21 protein-coding genes are annotated in these 22,033 nt (G+C 67.4%); 9 read left to right on the top strand and 12 right to left on the bottom strand.

Going from position 1 to position 22,033, the window contains the following annotated elements; translation table 11 throughout:
* Window positions 1-8: 8 nt before the first annotated feature.
* The 3 genes from ABE571_RS02645 to ABE571_RS02635 are packed head-to-tail and all read right to left on the bottom strand — an operon-like array spanning window position 9 to window position 1,786.
* The gene (locus tag ABE571_RS02645) at window positions 9-269 is read right to left on the bottom strand and encodes a phosphopantetheine-binding protein (RefSeq protein ID WP_019185497.1); all 261 of its coding nucleotides are present in this window, start codon (window positions 267-269) and stop codon (window positions 9-11) included.
* Window positions 256-1,059 carry a lysophospholipid acyltransferase family protein gene (locus ABE571_RS02640; protein WP_313209526.1) on the bottom strand — a complete coding sequence of 268 codons (804 nt, stop codon included), beginning with the start codon at window positions 1,057-1,059 and terminating at the stop codon, window positions 256-258. The genes ABE571_RS02645 and ABE571_RS02640 overlap by 14 nt, the downstream gene beginning before the upstream one ends.
* The gene (locus tag ABE571_RS02635) at window positions 1,052-1,786 is read right to left on the bottom strand and encodes a beta-ketoacyl synthase chain length factor (RefSeq protein ID WP_313209528.1); all 735 of its coding nucleotides are present in this window, start codon (window positions 1,784-1,786) and stop codon (window positions 1,052-1,054) included. Before ABE571_RS02635 ends, ABE571_RS02640 begins: the two co-directional genes overlap by 8 nt.
* Window positions 1,787-1,966: 180 nt before the next feature.
* On the opposite strand from ABE571_RS02635, the gene ABE571_RS02630 reads away from it, so the two are divergent.
* Window positions 1,967-2,989 (top strand): pteridine-dependent deoxygenase, encoded by a 1,023-nt coding sequence (locus ABE571_RS02630; RefSeq protein ID WP_346493135.1) that lies wholly within the window; start codon window positions 1,967-1,969, stop codon window positions 2,987-2,989.
* Window positions 2,990-3,452: 463 nt separating this feature from the next.
* Here ABE571_RS02630 and cydB read toward each other — a convergent pair whose 3' ends face one another.
* Window positions 3,453-4,466 carry a cytochrome d ubiquinol oxidase subunit II gene (cydB, locus tag ABE571_RS02625; RefSeq protein WP_313212568.1) on the bottom strand — a complete coding sequence of 338 codons (1,014 nt, stop codon included), beginning with the start codon at window positions 4,464-4,466 and terminating at the stop codon, window positions 3,453-3,455.
* Between the two features lies 1 nt (window position 4,467).
* A complete protein-coding gene (locus tag ABE571_RS02620) occupies window positions 4,468-5,865 on the bottom strand; it encodes a cytochrome ubiquinol oxidase subunit I (protein WP_313212569.1) in 1,398 nt (465 codons plus the stop codon).
* Window positions 5,866-6,193: 328 nt separating this feature from the next.
* Between ABE571_RS02620 and ABE571_RS02615 the strand changes: the two genes are divergently transcribed.
* The 5 genes from ABE571_RS02615 to hemF all read left to right on the top strand — a co-directional run bounded on the left by ABE571_RS02615 (window position 6,194) and on the right by hemF (window position 12,270).
* Window positions 6,194-8,560 (top strand): S9 family peptidase, encoded by a 2,367-nt coding sequence (locus tag ABE571_RS02615; protein ID WP_346493134.1) that lies wholly within the window; start codon window positions 6,194-6,196, stop codon window positions 8,558-8,560.
* A gap of 28 nt (window positions 8,561-8,588) precedes the next feature.
* Window positions 8,589-9,008 (top strand): NUDIX domain-containing protein, encoded by a 420-nt coding sequence (locus ABE571_RS02610; RefSeq protein ID WP_313212585.1) that lies wholly within the window; start codon window positions 8,589-8,591, stop codon window positions 9,006-9,008.
* A gap of 123 nt (window positions 9,009-9,131) precedes the next feature.
* Window positions 9,132-9,638 (top strand): hypothetical protein, encoded by a 507-nt coding sequence (locus tag ABE571_RS02605; protein WP_346465658.1) that lies wholly within the window; start codon window positions 9,132-9,134, stop codon window positions 9,636-9,638.
* A 51-nt stretch (window positions 9,639-9,689) separates the two neighbouring features.
* Complete coding sequence (locus ABE571_RS02600) at window positions 9,690-11,321, top strand: hypothetical protein (protein ID WP_346493133.1); 1,632 nt, start codon at window positions 9,690-9,692, stop codon at window positions 11,319-11,321.
* A 52-nt stretch (window positions 11,322-11,373) separates the two neighbouring features.
* The gene (gene hemF / locus ABE571_RS02595; RefSeq protein WP_313212573.1) at window positions 11,374-12,270 is read left to right on the top strand and encodes an oxygen-dependent coproporphyrinogen oxidase; all 897 of its coding nucleotides are present in this window, start codon (window positions 11,374-11,376) and stop codon (window positions 12,268-12,270) included.
* Between the two features lie 87 nt (window positions 12,271-12,357).
* Here the strand turns inward: hemF and ABE571_RS02590 are convergent, their stop codons facing one another.
* Together ABE571_RS02590 and polA are read right to left on the bottom strand one after the other, a co-directional pair.
* Window positions 12,358-12,834: a YetF domain-containing protein gene (locus tag ABE571_RS02590; protein ID WP_313212574.1), complete on the bottom strand. Its 477-nt coding sequence runs from the start codon at window positions 12,832-12,834 to the stop codon at window positions 12,358-12,360.
* Between the two features lie 382 nt (window positions 12,835-13,216).
* The gene (gene polA, locus ABE571_RS02585; RefSeq protein ID WP_346493132.1) at window positions 13,217-15,988 is read right to left on the bottom strand and encodes a DNA polymerase I; all 2,772 of its coding nucleotides are present in this window, start codon (window positions 15,986-15,988) and stop codon (window positions 13,217-13,219) included.
* 97 nt (window positions 15,989-16,085) lie between these two features.
* Between polA and ABE571_RS02580 the strand changes: the two genes are divergently transcribed.
* Together ABE571_RS02580 and ABE571_RS02575 are read left to right on the top strand one after the other, a co-directional pair.
* On the top strand, window positions 16,086-16,367 hold the full coding sequence (locus tag ABE571_RS02580; RefSeq protein WP_070470027.1) for a DUF2782 domain-containing protein: 282 nt from the start codon (window positions 16,086-16,088) through the stop codon (window positions 16,365-16,367).
* Window positions 16,368-16,450: 83 nt separating this feature from the next.
* A complete protein-coding gene (locus ABE571_RS02575) occupies window positions 16,451-16,690 on the top strand; it encodes a hypothetical protein (protein WP_346493131.1) in 240 nt (79 codons plus the stop codon).
* Window positions 16,691-16,740: 50 nt separating this feature from the next.
* On the opposite strand, the gene ABE571_RS02570 is transcribed toward ABE571_RS02575, so the two are convergent.
* The 3 genes from ABE571_RS02570 to ABE571_RS02560 all read right to left on the bottom strand — a co-directional run bounded on the left by ABE571_RS02570 (window position 16,741) and on the right by ABE571_RS02560 (window position 18,139).
* Entirely contained in the window at window positions 16,741-17,187 is a 447-nt protein-coding gene (locus ABE571_RS02570) for a universal stress protein (RefSeq protein ID WP_313212577.1), read from the bottom strand.
* 75 nt (window positions 17,188-17,262) lie between these two features.
* Window positions 17,263-17,832 (bottom strand): sugar O-acetyltransferase, encoded by a 570-nt coding sequence (locus tag ABE571_RS02565; protein WP_313212578.1) that lies wholly within the window; start codon window positions 17,830-17,832, stop codon window positions 17,263-17,265.
* Window positions 17,833-17,881: 49 nt separating this feature from the next.
* Window positions 17,882-18,139, bottom strand: a complete 258-nt coding sequence (locus tag ABE571_RS02560) for a hypothetical protein (RefSeq protein ID WP_346493130.1) — start codon at window positions 18,137-18,139, stop codon at window positions 17,882-17,884.
* A 223-nt stretch (window positions 18,140-18,362) separates the two neighbouring features.
* Between ABE571_RS02560 and ABE571_RS02555 the strand changes: the two genes are divergently transcribed.
* Window positions 18,363-19,094: a ThuA domain-containing protein gene (locus tag ABE571_RS02555; RefSeq protein ID WP_346493129.1), complete on the top strand. Its 732-nt coding sequence runs from the start codon at window positions 18,363-18,365 to the stop codon at window positions 19,092-19,094.
* Here the strand turns inward: ABE571_RS02555 and ABE571_RS02550 are convergent, their stop codons facing one another.
* Together ABE571_RS02550 and uvrD are read right to left on the bottom strand one after the other, a co-directional pair.
* Window positions 19,095-19,649 carry a hypothetical protein gene (locus ABE571_RS02550; RefSeq protein ID WP_346493128.1) on the bottom strand — a complete coding sequence of 185 codons (555 nt, stop codon included), beginning with the start codon at window positions 19,647-19,649 and terminating at the stop codon, window positions 19,095-19,097.
* 166 nt (window positions 19,650-19,815) lie between these two features.
* Window positions 19,816-22,005 (bottom strand): DNA helicase II, encoded by a 2,190-nt coding sequence (uvrD, locus tag ABE571_RS02545; protein WP_313212581.1) that lies wholly within the window; start codon window positions 22,003-22,005, stop codon window positions 19,816-19,818.
* Window positions 22,006-22,033: the final 28 nt, after the last annotated feature.

The raw sequence follows: 22,033 nt of genomic DNA, 5'->3' as shown, positions 1-22,033 counted from the left end.
ACGCGCCGTTAGGACGGCTGGCGTGCGGCGACAAACTCGCTCAGGGCACGCACGCTGGAGAAATGGCGACGGGTCTCTTCCGAATCGGCTGACAGGCTGACACCGTACTTTTTCTGCAGGGCCAATCCAAGTTCCAGCGCGTCGATCGAATCCAGGCCCAACCCCTCTACAAACAAGGGCGCGGCGGAATCGATGTCTTCGGGAGTGATGTCTTCCAGTGAAAGCGATGAAATGATCAATTCCTTGATCTCGTGCTCAAGTGCCTGCACGGGTCGGGTCTCCAGCGAAGTCGAAGTAATGGGCAAGATGATCGGTCACACGCCTGGCCGCCAAGGCATCCCCCCTGGGCGCATCGCCGGTCTCGTTCAGAAACGGGGCAATCGGGAGATCCTCCCCGACTTCCAGCTGAACGTGAAATCGCCGTGATGGCACACGATACCATTTCTGGCCCTTGGTCAGGGTCAGCGGGGTGCAGGTGATCCGCACCGGGGTGATGTCCAGCCGGCCCCGCACCGCGATGTTGGCCGCCCCGCGCTGCAGGCGCAGCGGCTGTCCCGGCACGGTGCGGGTGCCCTCCGGGAAGATGACCAGGTTGCCGCCGGCCTGGACCGCCGCGATGCAGTCATCGATCAGGCCCGCTCCGTCGTCGTTGGAGACATAGCCGGCCGCGCGGACCGGGCCGCGCATGAACGGGTTGCGCGCCACGGCCTGCTTGACCACGCAATCGGCATTGGGCAGCTGGGCGATCAGCAGCACCACGTCGATCAGGGTCGGGTGGTTGGCCAGGATCAGCAGGCCGTTGCGTTGCAGGCGCTCACCCCCGCGGATCTCATAGGTCATCAGCCCGAGCCGGCGCATCAGGCCGACGTGCGTGGCGAAGCTGCCCTGGACCAGGCGCCGCGCCAGCACGCGCCGGCGCACCGGGTCGCGGATCAGCAGCAGCGACAGGAACAGCAGCCCGCCCAGCACCAGCCCGCCGAGCCCGAAGGCGGCAAAGCTCAGCCCCGTGCCCAGCACCCGCCAGGCATGGTTGATCCGGGCCGGCCAGCGCTCAGCCATGGCGTTGCCAGGTCCAGCGTTGGCCATCGGCCTCCAGCCCCAGCGAAGGCGCACCGGCCAGCAGGAAACGCAAGGCTTCCAGGCCATGCGGCAGACCGTCGGAGGGGCGATCCTCGCCGCCTGCCCCCCAACCCAGCGACAGCCGGGTGCCCGGACCGTCGGCCGGTCCCAGCCGCCAGCACCAGGCGAAGAACGGATCGGGCTCGTCGGCGAAGCCGGCGTAGATCGGTGGCAAGGGCGATTCATAGACCACCAGTCGCACCTCGGGCGCGCCATCGGCGAGCAGGCCGAAGGCCTCCATGCAGGCGGTCTCGACCGTGGCCCGGCCGGCCGCGAGGGCCAGATAGTTGCCGCGATGGCCGCGGGCGATCGAATACAGCGCGGCGATCGCGTTGTGCACCGACAGCCCGAAGCCGGTTGGCGACATCGGCTGGTCTGCGCTCAGGGTATTGAGCAGTTCCATCGAACGGGCCACGTCGCCATGCCGCGAGGCGAACACCAGCGGCACCTGGCCACCGTCGTCGGGCTGCTCGCACCAGCACGCGGTCTGGATCGCCATGCGCCCCAGCCGCTCGATCCGGCGGCGCTGCATGGCCGGCACTTCGGACAGCGCCGGCGTGTCCTCACCGGTCGGCAGCCAAGGGGCCTCTGCCCACGCCTGCCACTGCTCCCGGGTGGTGATGCCTGGCGCCCAGGCCGACCAATCCACTACTGAAAACTCGATCATTCACGCCAACATGATGGATGGGTACCAGGACGGGCACGAGCCAGGGTGGCCACGCGGATCGGCTCCCCATGCCAGCCGGACCGCGCCTGTCATCGACATCGTCCGGCGCCGGACGCGGTGCCGAGAAAGGAGCGCACGCTATCATGACACTCTCGGCACTGGCAGCATTCACATTCTGAAATGAGCAACATGATCGACCACGCAACGTCCCCGGCAATCGCTTTCCCTTCCTCCGGACCTGCGTGGTTCCATGTCGCCTACGCCCCGGCGGCGCACCGTGATGCCGCGCTGGCCGACCCGCAGACGCTGGCGGTGTTCGGCTTCGGCCTGCGTCACGCCGCGCTGGACGACCCGCGCTGGCTGCAGGTCCCGCTGGCCGAACAGGGTCCGGCGCAGATCGAGGTCTGGCGTGGCGGCACGCCGGTCGCGCACGGCACCACCGATGGGGTGCGCTGGTCGCACACCGACAGCCTGCTGTTCGGGGTGCTGGAGATTGACGAGGTCGACAGCGATATCGAGTCCGCCGCAGCCGAGGCCTATGCGCGGATGAGCGCGTTCCTGTCGCGCTGCGGCTATCCGCATCTGCTGCGCACCTGGAACTATCTGGACGCAGTGACCGAGGGCGATGGCGACGATGAACGCTACCGACGTTTCTGCGTGGGCCGCGTGCGGGGCCTGCGGGAACTGGATGAAGCCGCACTGCCGGCGGCAACCTGCATTGGCCGCTTCGACGGTGAGCGCCGGCTGCAGGTGTATTGGCTGGCAGCCCGCGAGCCGGGCCTGCCGCTGGAGAATCCGCGTCAGGTGAGCGCGTTCCGTTATCCACGCCAGTACGGGCCGCAGTCGCCGAGTTTTTCGCGGGCGCTGTTGCCGCCGTTGGCAACGGGGTTGCCGTTGCTGCAGTCCGGGACGGCGGCGATCGTGGGGCATGTGTCGCAGCACACGGGGGCGGTGGATGAGCAGTTGCGGGAGACGTTGACGAATCTGCAGAGTCTGGTGGATACGGCGCGCGGTCAGCGGCCGTCGCTGTCACCGGCGTTGGGGTCGACGTCGGTGCTGAAGGTGTATGTGCGGCGCGCGGAGGATATGGCGGCGGTGGCGGCGCAGATGGCGGCGCTGCCGACGGCCCCGCCGTTCGTGGTGTTGCATGCAGAGGTGTGCCGGGCGGAGTTGCTGGTGGAGATCGAGGGGCTGCACGGCTGAGTCAACAGCCTTGGTTTGCCGGGCGCGCCTGGCCTGGGTCGGTGTGGGTGGGGTGTCGGGACCCGCTGCAAGTACGTCCTTGTAAGCTCATGTGTTGCCATCCATGGCAACACATGGTCCCGCCACCCCACCCACACCGACCCTTCGACAGTTGGCTGGTGCGCATCGGAAAGATCAACGGCAGGTCGAATCGGCCGCCTGACGTTTCTTCTTGATCAATCAAGCAGCTTTCATGCTGGGGTAGAGCCGACCGTTGGTCGGCTGCTCTTGACCCGTTTTTATGCGGTTGACTCTTCCCACCGACGACGCAGACCTTTCAGGGCGAGGGCGGTCGGACCCTGCCGGGACCGTCGGGCGCCATGGATGGCGCCCGTCGAGCCCCCAGGGATGGGTTTACGGCGCGTCCCGGCAGGGTCTGACCGCCCTCGCGCACACGGAACCGGGAATAGCCACCGTGCTTTCCTCAGTGATACCCCACATCCGCCCGCACCTTGCCGCGGAACACCCGGTACGACCAGGCCGTATAGCCCAGGATCACCGGCAGCAGGATCACCAGCCCGACCAGGCTGAAGCTCAGCGACGAGGCCGGCGCGGCGGCCTGCCACAACGTCATGCTCGGCGGCAGCAGGTACGGCCACATGCCCAGCACCAGGCCGATGAAGCCGAGGATGAACAGGGCCAGCGTCAACAGGAACGGCGGCAGATCGCGCTTGGGATGCATCGCGCTGCGCCACAGCGCGGTGGCGACCGCCAACGTCAGCAACGGCACCGGCGAGAGCCACCAGAAGTTGCCATCGCTGAACCAGCGCGCCATCAGGCGCGAATCCAGGAACGGCAGCCACGCGCTCACCAAGCCCATGAACACGATCACCGCCACCACCAGCGGGCGGGTCAAGGTGCGTGCGAAGGTCTGCTCGCGGCCTTCGGTCTTGAGGATCAACCAGGTGCTGCCGAGCAGCGCGTAACCGAACACCACGGCTGCGCCGGTCAGCATCGAGAACGGGCTGAACCAGCTGAAGGCGCCGCCGACATAGCGGCCATCCACGACCTGCAGGCCCTGCACGAGTGCGCCGAGGATCACGCCCTGCGCGAAGGCGGCCAGCAGCGAGCCCAGGCCGAATGCCACGCTCCACAGCTTGCGCGAGCGGTGCGCCTTGAAGCGGAATTCGAAGGCCACGCCGCGGAACACCAGCGCGACCACCAGCAACAGGACCGGCAGGTACAGCGCCGACAGCAGCGCCGCGTAGGCCTTCGGGAAGGCCGCCATCAGCCCGGCCCCGCCCAGCACCAGCCAGGTTTCGTTGCCGTCCCAGATCGGGGCGGCGGTGTTCATCATGATGTCGAGCTGTTCTTCATCCTCGGCCATCGGCGCGAGGATCCCGATGCCAAGCACGAAGCCATCCAGCACCACGTACATCAGCACACCAAAGCCGATCACCGCGAACCATGCCACCGGCAGCCAGGTCGTCATCTCCATCTCAGCGCTCCTCCAGCGGTTCATCGGCACCGGACAGCGGCCGCGCCGGGGTGTGGCTGCCGGCATCCAGGGCCGGGGCCGGGTCATGCGGCTTGGGACCGGTGCGGATGATCTTCACCAGGTACCAGACACCCCAGCCGAACACGAACGCATAGCCGACGATGTACACGCCCAGCGAGAGCGCCGTCATCCACGCGCTCTGCGGACCCACGGCATCGGCGGTGCGAAGCACGCCATAGACCACCCACGGTTGCCGCCCCATCTCGGTCACGAACCAGCCGGAGATCAGCGCGATGAAGCCACTGGGCAGCATCCAGTTCCAGCCGCGGATCAGCCAGCGCGACTGCAGCAGTTTGCCGCGCCACCACTGGAACGCCGAGACCCAGGCCAGCAGCAGCATCAGCGTGCCCAGCCCGACCATCACCCGGAACGCAAAGAACACCGGCACCACCGGCGGCCGGTCGCTGGCTGGCACCGAGGTCAGCGGATCGAACGTGCCCTCCAGCGAATGGGTGAGGATCAGGCTGCCCAGGCGCGGGATCGCGATTTCGTAATCGTTGCGCTCTGCCTTTTCATTGGGCACCGCGAACACCACCAGCGGCACGCCCTTGCCCTCGCCTTCGGAATGCCAGTGCGCTTCCATCGCCGCGATCTTCATCGGCTGGTGCTTGAGGGTATTCAGGCCATGCATGTCGCCGACGAAGATCTGTACCGGCACCGTCAGCGCGGCGAAGCCCACCGCCGCCAGCAGCATCTTGCGGCCGGCTTCGCGGTGCACGTCCTTGCGCAGGTACCACGCCCCCACGCCGCCGATCACGAAGCACGTGGTGATGAACGAGCCCAGGGCCATGTGCGCCAAGCGGTACGGGAAGGACGGGTTGAAGACGATCTGCCACCAGTTCTGCGGGTGCACGATGCCATCGACCATCGCGTAACCGGCCGGCGTCTGCAGCCAGCTGTTGGAGGACAGGATCCAGAACGTGGAGACCAGCGTGCCCAGCGCCACCATGCAGGTGGAGAAGAAATGCAGGCGCGGCGAGACCTTGCCCCAGCCGAACATCATCACGCCCAGGAAGCTGGCTTCCAGGAAGAACGCCGTGAGCACTTCATAGGTCAGCAGCGGGCCGATCACCGTGCCGGCGACCTCGCTCAGCCGGGGCCAGTTGGTGCCGAACTGGAAGGCCATGACGATGCCGCTGACCACCCCCATGCCGAAGGAGACCGCGAAGATCTTCTGCCAGAAGAAATACAGCTCGCGCCAGACCGGATTGCCGGTGCGCAGCCAGCGCGATTCGACAAAGGCCAGCCAGCTGGCGGTACCGATCGTGAAGGCCGGGAACAGCACGTGGAAACTGATGACGAACCCGAACTGGATCCGGGACAACAACAACGCGTCCAAGAGACGCCTCCGACTGGCTTCTGAAATCCGCACCAGTCTGGGCCTGTATCCGTGAAAGGCACATGCGACCCGGTGACGCGCTGCTTCACTTTGTCGCAGGTGGGTCGGGCGCTGGGCCCCCATACCCTTTCCGGCGAATGTCCCCCGGCGTCGGCCTGCGGCCGCCCCCTCCTCCTTTATTTCGCCTCCAAGGGTATGGGGGCCCAGCGCCCGACCCACCGACCACCGTTTGCCTTCCGCATGAGCGCACGCCCATGACCTGTGGCCCCTTCCTGCGGTCCTTGCGGCTGCTACGCTTGCCGGGTTTTCTACTACGGTGCCGCCCGCAATGCCCAGAACGCTGCCTTTGTCCCTGCTGCTGCTCGCCGCCCTCGGCGGGACCGCCCACGCGGCGCCCACGCCGATCACCATCGAGCAGGCCATGGCCGACCCCGACTGGATCGGCCCGCCGGTCGAAAGCGCGTGGTGGTCCTGGAACAGCCAGCAGGTCGAGTACCAGCTCAAGCGCAACGGCAGCCCGGTGCGCGACACCTTCCGCCAGCCGGTGGCCGGCGGCGTGGCCGCACAGGTTGGCGATGACCAGCGCGGCACCCTGGATGTGGACAGCCCGGTCTACGACAGCGCGCGCCAGCGCTCGGCCTTCGTGCGCAATGGCGATGTGTTCGTGCGCGACCTGCGCAGCGGCGCGCTGACCCAGCTGACCCGCAGCACCGAGAAGTCCGGCGCGGTCAATTTCGCCCGCGACGGCGGCGTGATCTGGCGCACCGGCCAGAACTGGTTCCATTGGACCGCCGCCGCCGGCGTGCAGCAGGTCGCCAGCCTGAAGGCCGAGAAGAATCCGGACGACGCGCCCAAGGCCGATACCCTGCGCGAGCAGCAGCTGCGCACCCTGGCCACGCTGCGTAACGATCGCGCCCAGCGCGAGGCACTCAAGGCGCAGGAAGCCAGCTGGCGTCGCGCCGATGGCACCCGCGCACCGGGCCCGGTGTATCTGGGCGCGGATGTGGAGATCGTCGACAGCGTGCTCTCGCCGGATGCGCGCACGCTGATCGTGGTCACCAAGCCGAAGAGCTTCGATGAAGGCCGCGGCGGCAAGATGCCCAAGTACGTGACCGAGTCGGGTTACGAAGAGTTCGAAGAGACCCGCACCCGCGTGGGCCGCAACGACCCGGAGCCGAACGCGCTGTGGCTGGTCGATGCCGTCGCCGGCACGGTCAAGCCGCTGTCGCTGGACGGCCTGCCGGGCATCGGCACCGACCCGCTGGCCGCGCTGCGCAAGGCCGCCGGCAAGGACGCCCTGAAGGGCAACCGCCCGGTGGAAGTACTCGGTGGCCCCGGCGCGCCCGGCATCCGCTGGAGCGCCGATGGCCAGCAGGCCGCGATCATGCTGCGCGCCAACGACAACAAGGACCGCTGGATCGCCAGCGTGACCCCGGCCAGCGCCAAGCTGGAGACGCGTCATCGCCTGACCGACAGCGCCTGGATCAACTGGAGCTTCAACGATTTCGGCTGGTCCAACGACAACCGCACGCTGTGGCTGCTGTCCGAAGAATCCGGCTATTCGCACCTGTACACCCAGCAGGGCACGGCCAAGCCGCAGGCACTGACCGGCGGCAAGTGGGAAAGCTCGATGCCGGTGCCCAGCGCCGACGGCCGCGGCTTCTACTTCCTGTGCAACCAGCAGTCGCCGGGCGACTACGAAGTGTGCACGGTCGACACCGCCAGCAAGCAGGTGCGTGAGCTGACCTCGCTCAACGGCGTGGAAGACTTCTCGCTGTCCCCGGATGGCCAGCAGCTGCTGGTGCGTTACTCCGGCGCCTACCTGCCGACCCAGCTGGCCGTGGTGCCCGCTGCCGGTGGCCAGGCCAAGGTGCTGACCGACACCCGCACGGCCGAGTTCAAGGCGCGCGAGTGGATCCAGCCCAAGCTGGTACAGGTGCCGTCCAAGCACGGCGCGGGCGTGGTCTGGGCCAAGTACTACGGACCGGAGACCTTCGAGCCGGGCAAGCAGTACCCGATCGCCATGTTCGTGCACGGCGCCGGCTATCTGCAGAACGTGCACCAGCAGTACCCGGCCTACTTCCGTGAGCAGATGTTCCATAACCTGCTGGTGCAGAAGGGCTACGTGGTGCTGGACATGGATTACCGCGGCAGCGCCGGCTACGGCCGCGACTGGCGCACGGCGATCTACCGCAACATGGGCCACCCGGAACTGGAAGACTACAAGGACGGCCTGGACTGGCTGGTCGCCACCAAGCAGGGCGACCGTGACCACGCCGGCATCTACGGCGGCTCCTACGGCGGCTTCATGACCTTCATGGCGCTGTTCCGCTCGCCGGGCACGTTCAAGGCCGGTGCCGCGCTGCGCCCGGTGGTCGATTGGCACCAGTACAACCACGGCTACACCGCCAACATCCTCAACACCCCGGACATCGACCCGGAGGCGTACCGCAAATCGTCGCCGATCGAGTACGCCGACGGGCTGCAGGACCACCTGCTGATCGCGCACGGGATGATGGATGACAACGTGTTCTTCCAGGATTCGGTCAACCTCACCCAGAAGCTGATCGAACTGCACAAGGACAACTGGTCGATCGCGCCGTACCCGCTGGAACGCCACGGCTATGTGCGTGCCGATTCCTGGCTGGACCAGTACAAGCGCATCCTCAAGCTGTTCGAAGAGAACCTGAAGTAATCCAGCGATGACGTCGGTGCCCACTGACGTGCAGCACGCCGCGGCGACGATCGATATCGTCGCCGCGGTCGTTTTCGATCCCGACGGCCGCGTACTGGTGGTGCGCAAGCACGGCTCGGACACCTTCATCCAGCCCGGCGGCAAACCCGAGCCCGGCGAAGCGCCCTTGGCCGCGCTGGCGCGCGAGCTGGAAGAAGAACTCGGGGTCACGGTGGACCCCGCCAGTGCCGTGCCGTTGGGCCGGTTCGAGGCCTGGGCGGTGCACGAAGCCGGACACCGCGTACGGGCCCACGCCTATCTGGTGACGGTGACCGGTTCGCCCCGCGCACAGGCGGAAATCGCCGAACTGGCCTGGGTGCCGCTGCGCCCGCCGCATGGCGTTTGCTTGGCACCGCTGAGCGCAGACCATATCCTGCCCGCGGCCGCGAACGCGGTGGCTGGGACCTAGACGTCGCGGCCTGCCCAACCAGGACACCGGATGTCAGCCTCGCTTCCCCCGCAATTGCCTTCCTGCACGCCCCGCCCCAGCAGGGAGGGTGCGCCTGCGTTTCTCGCCCCCCTGCTCAAGTCCGTGCTGCTGGTCTGCCTGGTCACGGCCGCGATGTGGGGGGTACTGGCCCTGATTGCGATCCCCCTGTCAGGCTCGGAGGCGCTGCAGGCGCTGCTGGCCGATGAGGACCTGCACTGGCTGCCTGGCTCGCTGCGCTGGCTGCTCACCCACCCGGTGCTGGCCAACGTGCTGCTGTGCGTGTCGAGCCTCTTGGGCGTTGCCGCATGCTGGGGCATGCTGCGTCGCTGGCGCTGGGCATGGGCACTGTTCATCGTGCTGCTGGCGGTCACCGCCGTGCTCAACGTGGTCGCCGCGTGGCTGCTGGACGATGCGTTCCGCCACCTGCTGGCGCAGATACCCGGTGACACCCTGTCGATCGAACTGCTCAAGCTGCGCAGTGAGCTGCGCGTACAGCGCGTGATCTGCAGCGGCCTCGCCGGCGTGACCGCACTGGCGTTCGCGGTGCTGCAGGGCTGGCTGATCGTGCGCCTGTGCGCGGCCGATGTACGTGCGCTGTTCCGCCGCTGACCTGTTTCCCGCAGCGCCACGGTGCGCTGCACGACCTGCAAGGATGATCGTGTGACTGTTTCCCTCCCCCTTCTGCGCCGCCACGGCTGGCGCGCGACCCTGTTCACCCTGCTCACGGCGGTCAGCCTGCCGGCGGCGGCCCAGGCCATGGTCTGTGGCACGTTCGTTGCCAAGGACAGCGGCACCACGTTGACCCTGCACAGTGCGAACGAGGCGGTGCGGCAGATTCCCGGCCAGGCGCCCGAGCCTTACCTCCTCAGCCGCCTCGGCGACGAACTGAAGCTGGCCGACCTGGACAACGGCGGCGTCAGCTCGCTGAACGTGCAGGAGGGCGGTCGCCTGCTCAGTGACCGCTTCAACGACTACCGCTTGCAGAAGGCGGCCACATGCCGCCGCGCGACGGTGTTCCCGGCGGCATCGTGCCGGGCCGAGATTGGCACCTGCCTGAACGACACGCTCTTCGCCAGCAACGACCGCCTGCGTCAATGGTGTCGGGAGGATGTGCCGGCTGCCTGCAAGCGTCTGCTGGCCAATTTCCAGTCCGAAGCGCGCGAGGCCAGGACGCTGGCGACGACCCGGGACGATGCGCCGGAGCTGCCCGAGCCGGAGGTCTGCAAACCTGCGTCCACGCAGTACGACCAGGCTGCCTGTCTGGAGGCCGCGCGCGACGCGATGGGGCAAGCGCTGGCCAAGGCGCTGCTTGGCGGGCTCAGCGCAGCCAAGGCGTCACCGCTGCCGGCCATACAGCTCGATGAGATCACCACCCTGTGCCGGGCACAGACCGGCGGCACGTTCTGCGCCAACGCTGCCGAGGCGTTGTGGGACGCCGGCCGCCTGATCCCGGCCCGCGATGCACTGCAGCGGGCGTGCACCCTGGGCAAGGACCCGCGCGCCTGCGAGCGTGCGGCGCCGCTGGCCACGCTGGAGGCCAAGGCACTGACCCCGGTGGCAGCCACCGCCCTGCCCTGCGGCAGCTATGTCGCCAGCCAGGGCCTGATGGACCATCTGCCGTTCGGCGATGGCGGCATGCTCGACAGCGGCTTCGGCGGCAAGCTGCGCGCGCGGCTGGTCGATGGCGACATCCGTGTGCGCCATGACCAGGGCGACGACTTCGTGTTCAAGCGCCTGGCCAACGGCAACCTGATCGGCATGGACAGCTGGAACCGCTTCAGCTATTACGAGCGCACCGGCGAGGCGCAGCAGTGCAGCGCGCCGGTGGTCTTCGTCGAAACCCCGCTGCCGCAGGATTGCCCGACCTTGGGCCGCGAGGGCGGTGCGCAGGCGTGCTGCGCGGCCGGCAAGCTGCAGGGCTGCAATGCCGCCGGTCACCAGCTGGCGCTGCGCAACCGCTGGGCCGAGGCGGCGCCGTTCTATCTCAAGCTCTGCGCCGCCGGGGTACGCGAGGGCTGCGAGAACCTGGCCAGCGTCTACGAACACACCGGTGACGAGGCGCTGCCCGAGCAGATGGCCTCGATCTGCGCCAAGGATGGAAACGGCACGCACGTGGCCTGCGATGTGCACGCGACCCGCAACTGGGGCCTGATGCGGGTCAGTGCCGGGCTGGAACAGATCGCCGAGCGCATGGCGACCGAGCCCGATGCCGAGGCAGACGACGCCGCACCGGCCGAGGCGCCCGCCGCGGCGAAGAACAGCAAGAGCAGCACCCGCAAAAGCGGTCACTGAGCGCCAGTGAGCACACGCAGGCCGTGCACCGGCCTGCGGTAAAGTAGCGCCCATGAACGACTTCGACCGCGTCCGCGCGTATCTGACCGACCTGCAGGACCGCATCTGTGCGGCGATTGAAACCGCCGACGGCCAGGCCCGCTTCACCGAAGATCTCTGGCAGCGCGCGGAGGGCGGCGGTGGCCGGACCCGCATCCTGCGCGATGGGGCGGTGTTCGAGCAGGCCGGGATCGGGTTCTCCGATGTGGCCGGCACGCGCCTGCCGCCATCGGCCTCGGCGAACCGGCCAGAGTTGGCCGGCGCGTCATGGCGCGCGACCGGCGTCTCGCTGGTCTTCCATCCCGCCAATCCCTACCTGCCGACGACGCACGCCAACGTGCGCTACTTCCGCGCCGAGCGTGATGGCGTGGCGGTGGCCTCGTGGTTCGGAGGCGGCTTTGACCTCACTCCGTTCTACCCCATCGACGAAGACGTGCGGCACTGGCACCAGGTTGCGCACGATCTGTGCGCGCCCTTCGGCGAAGAGCGCTATGCGGCGCACAAGCGCTGGTGCGATGAGTATTTCTTCCTGCGCCACCGCAATGAAACGCGCGGCGTGGGCGGGTTGTTCTTCGACGACCTGCATGGCGACTTCGAGCGCGATTTTGCGTATCTGCGTGCGGTCGGCGATGGTTTCCTGGATGCCTATCTGCCGCTGGTCGAGCGCCGCAAGGACACGCCGTATGGCGAGCGCGAACGCGAGTTCCAGCTGTACCGCCGTGGCCGCTATGTCGAGTTCAACCTGGTCTATGACCGCGGCACGCTGTTCGGGCTGCAAAGCGGTGGGCGCAGCGAGAGCATCCTGATGAGCCTGCCCCCGCGCGTGCGCTGGGAATACGGTTTCCAACCTGAAACCGGCAGCGACGAAGCCCGCCTGGCCGACTACCTGGTTCCGCGCGACTGGGTGTAACCCAGCGCGCCACCGCATGGGCCGGCATGGATTTCGCATGCGGTGCATGGGTGGCACCCGTCGGGTAGAGCCACCCATGGGGTGGCTCTACGCCTTCTTCGGCACGATGGTGATGTGCCCGTTGATCTCCAGCACCGCCAGGGCGACATCGTCGATGGACAGGCAGCCCTGCTGACGCATCGCTGCGTCCAGATCGGCCGGGGTCACGAGCTCGCGCTTGAGCACGGAATCGAGCACCTTGCCATCACGGGCGATCAGGATCGGCTCGCCTTCGACCAGCGTTTCCACGCGCCGACTGCGCGTGCTGAGCCAGCCCACGCCGTAGTTGATCGAGATCAGGGTCGCCGCCAGCAGCAGGCCGCCGCCCAGGGAGGTGTCTTCGCCAAGCAGCGCGTTCTGCACCGCGTTGCCGAGCAGCACGATCAGCAAGACATCGAACGGGGTGATCTGGCCCAGCGCGCGCTTGCCGGAGAGCCGGACCATGCCCAGTACCACCGCGTACACCACCACCGCGCGCAGGATGAATTCCCACCACGGCATGGCCAATGCAAACAGGTCGCTCATGCGGTTCTCCCCGGGTCCAGCCCACAGCATGGGCCGCGCGCAGGGCAAACGGCAATCGGCAATCGGCCGCGCGGGGTCTCTCGTGCGGCGGGCTGCGCGGGGTTTTCGGCGCCACAAATAAAAAGCCCCGCCAACCAGGGGGAGGTTAGCGGGGCCGGGGAACGGGTGCTTGGGGAGGAGCCCCCGTTCCGAGATCTGCTCCAGGGGATGGGAGAGATCCACAACAGGCATTGCGCCTGTCGAGGTCTATCAAAGCACTCCGAACATTGATAGTTCGTGAAGGGGCCCAATTAATTCGGGCCTCCTCCCAGAAACATTCATCCAACAGTCAGATTATCGTGGCGTACTGAACCAATTCAGCCTTTTGACTGTGATTCAGGCCTCAATGGGCCTCATCCCAGTTGTCGCCCACGCCCGCATCCACCACCAACGGTACACGCAGTTCGGCGGCCGAGGACATCAGTTCCACGACTTTCAAACGCAAGGTATCGAGGAAACTACTTTCGGTTTCAAAGACCAGTTCATCGTGCACCTGCAGAATCATCTTGGCCTGGTCGCCGTGATCCTCCAGCCAGCTGTCCACCTTGACCATGGCGCGCTTGATGATGTCCGCCGCGGTGCCCTGCATCGGGGCATTGATCGCGGCCCGTTCAGCACCGGCGCGCAGGCCCTGGTTGCGGGCGTTGATGTCGTTCAGGTACAGACGGCGGCCGAACAGGGTTTCCACATAGCCCTGGTCGCGGGCCTGCTGGCGCATCCGCTCCATGAAATCGCGCACGCCCGGGTAGCGGCTGAAGTACAGCGCCACGTAATCCTGGGCCTGGCCGCGGTCGATGCCCAGGTTGCGGGCCAGGCCGAACGCGCTCATGCCGTACATCAGGCCGAAGTTGATCGCCTTGGCGGCCCGGCGCTCGTTGGAGGTCACCTCTTCCAGGCGGCGGCTGAAGACTTCCGCCGCCGTCGCCCGGTGCACGTCCACGCCCTGCTCGAACGCCCGCACCAGGCCGGGGTCCTCGGAGAGGTGGGCCATGATCCGCAGCTCGATCTGCGAGTAATCGCAGGCCAGGATCTTGCGGCCCGGCGGGGCCACGAATGCGCGGCGGATGCGGCGGCCATCCTCGGTGCGGATCGGGATGTTCTGCAGGTTCGGGTCCGATGAGGACAGCCGACCGGTGGCGGCGCCGGACTGGTGGTAGCTGGTGTGTACCCGCCCGGTGTCCTGGTTGATCATCTCCGGCAGCTTGTCGGTGTAGGTGCTGCGCAGCTTGGCCAGCCCGCGGTACTCCAGGAGCACCCGCGGCAGTTCATGCTGCTCGGCGATCGCTTCCAGCGCCTCTTCGTTGGTGCTGGGCTGGCCCTTGGGGGTCTTCACCAGTGCCGGCAGCTGCAGTTCGTCGAACAGCACGGCCTGCAGCTGCTTGGGCGAATCCAGGTTGAAGGTGCGCCCGGCCAGCTCGGTGGCCTTCTGCTGGGCAGCCAGCATGCGCGAGCCCAGGTCCTGGCTCTGCCGGCGCAGTTCGGCCATGTCGATGTGCACGCCATTGGCTTCGATGCGGGTCAGCACCGGCACCAGCGGCATCTCGATGTCGCGGTAGACGCTGTCCAGCGAGGGCGTGGCCTGTAGTTGTGGCTGCAGGGCGTGGTGCAGGCGCAGGGTCACGTCGGCATCTTCGGCGGCGTAGCGGCAGGCTTCGTCCAGGCCCACCTGCGAGAACGAGATCTGTTTGGCACCCTTGCCGGCCACCTCCTCGAACTTGATCGTGGTGTAGCCCAGGTAGCGCATCGCCAGCGAGTCCATGTCATGGCGCGTGGCGGTGGAATTGAGCACGAAGCTCTCCAGCATGGTGTCGTCGTGGTACCCCTGCAGGTTCACGCCGTGGCGGCGCAGCACGTGCAGGTCGTACTTGCCGTGCTGGCCAAGCTTCTTCTTGGAGGGGTCTTCCAGGGCAGGACGCAGCGCGGCCAGCACCTGCTCGCGTGGCAGCTGGGCCGGCGCGCCGGGGTAATCATGGCCGACCGGGATATAGGCGGCCCGGCCCGGCTCGACCGCCAGGCTGATGCCGACCAGATTGGCGCGCATGGCGTCCAGCGCGTCGGTCTCGGTATCGAACGAGATCAGCTCGGCATCGGCCAGGCGCTGCACCCAGGCGTCGAGCTGCTCGGTGGTCAGCACCATCTCGTACTCGCCGGGGGCGGAGAGCGCCGGGTCGACCGGCACCACCGCCGCCTCCGGCGTGGCACGGGCGTAGCCGGCCGCGGTGCCACGCAGGCTGACCGGGGCCTCGCTGGCAGCGGCCGGGGCCGGCACGGGACCGCCCAGCTCCTTGAGCGCCTGGGTGAAGCCGTAACGCAGGTACAGCTCGCTCAGCGACGGCACGTCCGGCTTGCGCAGTGGCAGGGTCTGCGCCGTTACCTCCAGCGGCACATCGGTGCGGATCGTGACCAGCTCGCGGTTGAGCGGCAGGCGCCCCAGCGCCGCGCGCAGGTTCTCGCCGATCTTGCCCTTCATGGTCGGGGCCGCCGCCATCACCCCATCCAGGTGCTGGTACTCGGCCAGCCACTTGGCGGCGGTCTTGGGACCGCACTTTTCCACGCCGGGCACGTTGTCCACGGCGTCGCCCATCAGTGCCAGCAGGTCGACGATCTGGTCGGCGCGCACGCCGAACTTCTCCATGACCGCCGCGTCCGAATCCATGCGGCTGCCGGTCATGGTGTTGACCAGCTCGATACCCGGGCGGACCAGCTGGGCGAAGTCCTTGTCGCCGGTGGAAATGGTCACCTGCAGGCCATCGCGGTGGCCCTGCAGGGCCAGCGTGCCGATCACATCATCGGCTTCCACGCCGGGGATGCGCAGGATGCTCAGGCCCAGCGCCTCGACGATGCGGCACATCGGCTCGATCTGCGGGCGCAGGTCGTCGGGCATCGGCGGGCGGTTGGCCTTGTAGTCGGCATACAGGTCGTCACGGAAGGTCTTGCCGGGCGCATCGACCACGAAGGCGACGTACTCGGGGCGCTCCTTCAAGGTGGCGCGCAGCATGTTGACCACGCCGAACAGTGCGCCGGTGGGTTCACCGTGTGCGTTGGTCAGCGGCGGAAGCGCGTGGAACGCGCGATACAGGTAACTGGACCCGTCAATCAGGACTAATCGGCTCATGGGGCGATTCTACGCGCCCGGCCCTGACCGTCGTCGGCACCGGCCTCACGATCCATCGGGCATAATCAGGCCCTCTTCGCCCAAGGACTCCCGGCCCATGAAGATTCTGTTGCTCGCAGGCGTGCTCGCGCTGGCCGGCTGTGCCACCGGTGGTGGCGGCAGGCCCCCGGTTGATGTCACTGGTGCCGATGTGGTCAAGACGGTGCAGGACAACGGCGACACCATCGAGGAATACCGGGTGGGCGGCCAGCTGCGGATGGTCAAGGTGACCCCGTCGCGCGGTGCCCCGTTCTACATGTACGACCAGAACGGCGATGGCCGCATGGACAGCGACAAGGACGGCGTCTCGCCGGTGTATTGGAAGCTCTACAGCTGGTGATTCCGGGCGTCGACCGCACTGCCGCCCCGTGACCGCACGGGGCCGGCAAGGCGCTGACCCCCGTCCCCGCTTGCCCACGCTCGATGACTACACCCGAACGCCGCCACGATCCAAATCCGGCTGAACTGCGCGCCGGCCTTACTGCAGAGCAACGCCAGGCGGTGGAGACGCTGGAGCATTTCGGCTGGCAGCTGCGCTTCGTGCGCCGCCCGCTGTTCCGCGACCCGATCCCGGTGCTGTTCGACCGCAGCGGCGAGCGTTATGTGGTGCTGCAGCCGGAGGGCACGCTGGATGAATCGCAGACGTTGAAACTGCGCGATTGAGGGGCACTGAGGGGCACTGCCGGCCAGCGGCCGGCACTACCGCTTCTCCGTTATCGGATGACCAGCACCGGTACCGTGCTGCGTGCCAGCACTTCGGCGGTCTGGCTGCCGAGCAGCACGCGGGTCACACCACGGCGGCCATGCGAGGTCATCACGATCAGGTCGCTGCCGCGCTCGGTGGCGGTATCGATGATGCCGTCGGCGGCATAGCGGTCCAGCACATGCACGGTTTCAGTGCGCAGGCCCTGCGCCTCTGCGGCGGCCTTGGCCGGCTGCAGCACCTTCTGCGCGGTCTCTTCGCGATCGGCTTTGTATTCGGGCGTGTTCATGTAGCCCACGCTCCAGCCCATCGCGTCGTACATACCGACGGCCCATGGCTCGGAGACGGTCACGATATCGACCTCGGCATCGAGGTCCTTGGCCAGCTCCAGGCCCTTGGCCAGGCCTTTCTCGGCCAGCTCCGAACCATCGGTGGCAATCAGGATGCGCTTGTACATGGCAGAGCTCCTTGGGGTGGGCAATGGGAACATCACCATTGCACACCCGGTGTGGACGCAGTGCCTTGAGCTGGATCAATCGCCGTGGCCGCGGGCAGGCACCGCCCGCGCCGGATTGCCCACCACGGTCGCGCCCGCAGGCACGTCGCGGGTGACCACACTGCCCGCGCCCACCACCGCGTCATCGCCGATGGTGACGCCGGGCAGCACGATCGCGCCGCCCCCGATCCAGACATTGCGCCCGATCCGGATCGGCCTGGCCGACTCCAGGCCTTCCGCCCGCGCCTGGGGATCACGCGGATGGTCGGCGGCGTAGAGCTGCACTGCCGGACCGATCTGGGTGCCATCGCCGATGCTGACCTCGGCCACGTCCAGGATCACGCAGTTGTAGTTGAGGAACACGCCCTGCCCCAGGCGGATGTTGTAGCCGTAGTCGCAATGGAATGGCGGCCGGATCACCGCGCCTTCGCCGACCGCGCCGAGCTGCTCGCGCAACAGCGCGCGGCGCACGGCCGGGCTTTCGGCCAGGGCGGCGTTGTAGCGGACCATCCAGACCTTGGCGGCGGCCATGTCGGCCTGCAGCGCCGGATCACCGGGGCGGTAGGGCAGCCCGGACAGCATCTTTTCTTTTTCGCTCGGACCCATGTGGCCTCCCTCAGACAGAGGGTGATGATGCCGGTTGGCCGCTCGCGTGTCAGCGCGTGCCGCGTCGCGTGCCCAGCAGCGCCACCAGTGCGAAGACGATGCCGCTCAGCCAGAACCACAGTGTTGCCTGGCCGATGCACACCACGCTAGGCTGCGGCTGGCAGCGCAGGCGCAGCAGATCGAAGTCCCCACCGTCGGCCAGGCAGGTCTGCGCGTGCTGGAACAGGGCCAGCACCGGCTCGGCCCAGCCTGCCGACCATGTCAGCAGAACCAGTGCAGCAAGCAGATACGGAATTCCCTTGTTCACGAGTGCGCTCCCAGCGGACAGGGGCAGACTCTGGGCGCCGGCCGGGGGAGCGACAAGCGGCACGCGACGAACTGTGTGAAATCCGGGATGAGCCGGGGGCGATCGGGGATGAAGCGAGGCGCCCTGGCCCACCACAACACGGATAGCGCAGGCATGCGCTGCCTGGGATGCCTGTGCTGCAGCGCAGGACGGAGACGGGCAGCGCCCATGACAGACTTCGCGCATGCGCCCTCTGCTCATCGCCCTGCTGTGCTCGCTGGCCCTGCTGCCGCTACCCGGCCTTGCCGCCGCGCCGGGTCCGGACCGCGTGCTGATCTTCAGCCGCACCGCCACGTTCCACCACGACTCGATTCCTGTGGCCGTGGCAACGCTGCGCGAGCTGAGTGCCGAGGCCGGCATGACGGCGGACCCGAGCGACGATCCCCGGGACTTCCGCCCCGACAACCTCGCCCGCTACCGCGCCGTGGTCTTCGCCAATACCACCGGCGACGTACTCGACGCCGCGCAGCAGGCGCCGATGGAACAGTTCATCCGCAACGGCGGCGGCTTCATGGGCGTGCACGCCGCGGCCGACACCGAGTACGACTGGCCGTGGTACGGCGAACTGGTCGGCGCGTGGTTCCACAAGCATCCCAAGGGTCTGCAGGAGACGCTTGTGCAGCCCGAACGTGACGGCAGGCCGTCAGGCCCGGCGTGGCCGATCCGCGATGAGCTTTACAACTACCGGCGCAATCCGCGTGGAACGGTGAAGGTCATCGCGACAGTGGACGAATCGCGTTACGACGGCGGCACCATGGGCGCCGATCATCCCATCGCCTGGTGCCGGCCCTTCGATGGCGGCCGCAGCTGGTACACCGGGCTGGGCCACGACGCGGCGGTGTATGCCGACCCGAATGTGCGGGCGCAGCTGCGCCGTGGCCTGCGCTATGCAGCAGGCCACGCGCCGGACTGCTGATCAGGCGGTACGCACCACGCGCGCGCCTTGGCACAGCGGGTAGCTCGCCAGCAGATCGGCGATGCGCGCGTGCAGGGTGTCGAACGAGGCGCCATACAGATACAGCGCCGTCTCGGTCGGGCCCTGCCACCAGCTGCAGATCTCGCCGTGGCCTTCGATGCGCTCGACGATCTGTTCAAACACATAGTTCGAGTCGCACTGCTCATAGACCTCATCGGGCAGATCGGTGCCGTTGAGATACAAGGCCAGGCCTTCGGTGACGCCGAACGGTTGATCGGGGGTGCCTTCGCGCTGGATCAGCGAGCCCTTCGGCGCTCCCAGCTGCTCCAGCAGCTCGATCACGCCAGGCAGCGAGGCCGGATCGTTCAACGCGATCTCGATATCGCCGTAATCCACTTCGCCTTCTTCGCTCAGCGCGGTGCCACTGCCGGTGATCTCGCCCAGCTCGGCACTGCCCAGCAGCGCATCCAGCGGATCTTCGAACAGCTCATGGCGATGCTCGGGCTGGAGCCTGGCGTTCAATTTGACGGTGAGGTGCAGCGGCGAATCGGTCATGGCGGGGGCCTGCGCGAAAGGAATGCCGCCATTGTAGTGCCGGCCGCTGGCCGGCTCCCGACAAAGGATGCCGCCCGTTGCAGTGCCGGCCGCTGGCCGGCTCGCGACAACGCCGCGGCAAGGAGCAGCCGGCCAGCGGCCGGCACTACCGGATCACGAGCGCTGCTCAGAGCACCGTCAAATTGGCATACGCCATCACCAGCCACTTGCTGCCGGCCTCGATGAATTCGACCTGCACGCGGGCGTGCTGGCCGCTGCCTTCGTAGTCGGTGACCATGCCTTCGCCGAACTTGGGATGGTTGACCATCGCGCCCAGCTTGAGTGGCGGTGCTTCCAGCGCCGCGTGGCCCATCACCCGGTTGGCACCGAGCGAGGTGCCACGCGAGACCTGCACCTTCGGGCGCACTTCATTGACCAGCTCACGCGGGATCTCGCGCAGGAAGCGCGAGGGCACGTTGTAGTTGTCCTGGCCATGGATGCGACGCGATTCGGCGTAGCAGAGCACCAGCTTCTGGCGCGCGCGGGTGATGCCCACGTACGCCAGGCGACGTTCTTCTTCCAGCCGGCCGCTTTCTTCCAGCGAGCGCGCGCTCGGGAACAGGCCGTCTTCCATGCCGGCCAGGAACACCAGCGGGAACTCCAGGCCCTTGGCGGCGTGCAGCGTCATCAACTGCACGCCCTCTTCGCCGGCCTGGGCCTGGCCTTCGCCGGCCTCCAGCGAGGCATAGGCGAGGAAGGCGACCAGCTCGCTCATGTCCTGGGTTTCTTCGACATCGTCTTCGCGACGCACGAAGCGCGAGGCCACCGAGACCAGTTCGTCCAGGTTGTCCGCGCGCGATTCCGAATCCAGCGCGTTGCGACTTTCCTTGGACCAGTGCTCGCGCAGGCCCGAGCGCATCAGCACATGGTCGATGCGTTCGGCGAGGGTCATCGTGTCGGCTTCAGCCTGGAGCTGATTGACCAGCACCAGGAAGCCGGCCAGCGCGTTGCGTGCACGTGCAGCGAGCTCATTGCCCTGGGTGGTCAGCATGGTGGCCTCCCACAGCGAAATCGCGTGGGAACGGGCCAAGCGGCGCACTTCATCCAGGGTGCGGTCGCCGATGCCACGCGTCGGCGTGTTGACCGCGCGCTCGAAGGCCGCGTCATCGTTGCGGTTGGTCATCAACCGCAGGTACGCCAGCGCGTCCTTGATTTCGGCACGCTCGAAGAAGCGCATGCCGCCGTACACGCGGTACGGCACCTGCTCGGAGAGCAGGGATTCTTCGAAGGCACGCGACTGCGCATTGCTGCGGTAGAGCACGGCGACATCGCCGTAGCTGCCGCCATCACGCACCCACTGGCGCGCGCGCTCGACCACGTAACGCGCCTCGTCCATCTCGTTGTAGGCCGCATACAGATCGATCGGATCGCCGTCGCCGCTGTCGGTCCACAACTCTTTGCCGATACGGTCCGGGTTGTGCGCGATCACCGCATTGGCCGCGCCGAGGATATTGGCGGTGGAGCGGTAGTTCTGCTCCAGGCGGACGGTCTGCGCACCCGGGAAATCCTTCAGGAAGCGCTGCACGTTCTCGACCTTGGCGCCGCGCCAGCCATAGATGGCCTGGTCGTCGTCGCCGACCACGAACACGTGGCCGGTATCGCCGGCGAGTACGCGCACGAAGGCGTACTGGATGGCGTTGGTGTCCTGGAACTCGTCCACCAGGATTTCGCGGAAGCGCGAACGGTAGTGAGCCAGCAAGGCCGGGTTGTCGCGCAGCAGTTCATGCGCGCGCAGCAACAGTTCGGCGAAATCGACCAGACCGGCGCGATCGCAGCGCTCCTGGTAGGCGATATACGCCTGGCGCATGGTTTCCAGCCACGCGTCATGCGGCTCGGGCTGGATATGCTGCGGGCGACGGCCCTCGTCCTTCTGCTCGTTGATCCACCAGGCGATCTGCTTCGGCGGGAACTTGCCGTCGTCGATCTCCAGCTGCTGGACCACGCGCTTGACCAGCCGCAGCTGGTCGTCCGAATCCATCACCTGGAAGCTGTCGGGCAGCTTGGCGTCCTGGAAATGCAGGCGCAGCAGGCGATGGGCCAGGCCGTGGAAGGTGCCGATCCAGGCGCCACGGCTGCCCTGCGACAGCTGCAGGTCGATGCGGTGACGCATCTCCCCGGCGGCCTTGTTGGTGAAGGTCACCGCAAAAATGCCATGGGTCGGCACGCCGCAGACTTCATTGAGCCAGGCGATGCGGTGGATAAGCACGCGGGTCTTGCCGGAACCGGCACCGGCAAGCACCAGATGGTGGCCGGGCGGGGCGGACACAGCTTCGCGCTGGGCGGGGTTCAACCCGTCGAGCAAGTGGGAAACATCCATGTCCCCATTTTACGCCCTCTGCACCCTC

It is taken from the genome of Stenotrophomonas sp. TWI273, from assembly GCF_039674765.1.
GTDB lineage: Bacteria > Pseudomonadota > Gammaproteobacteria > Xanthomonadales > Xanthomonadaceae > Stenotrophomonas.
Note: the sequence above shows the minus strand (reverse complement) of the source record. Positions and strands in the feature narration are given on the sequence as shown.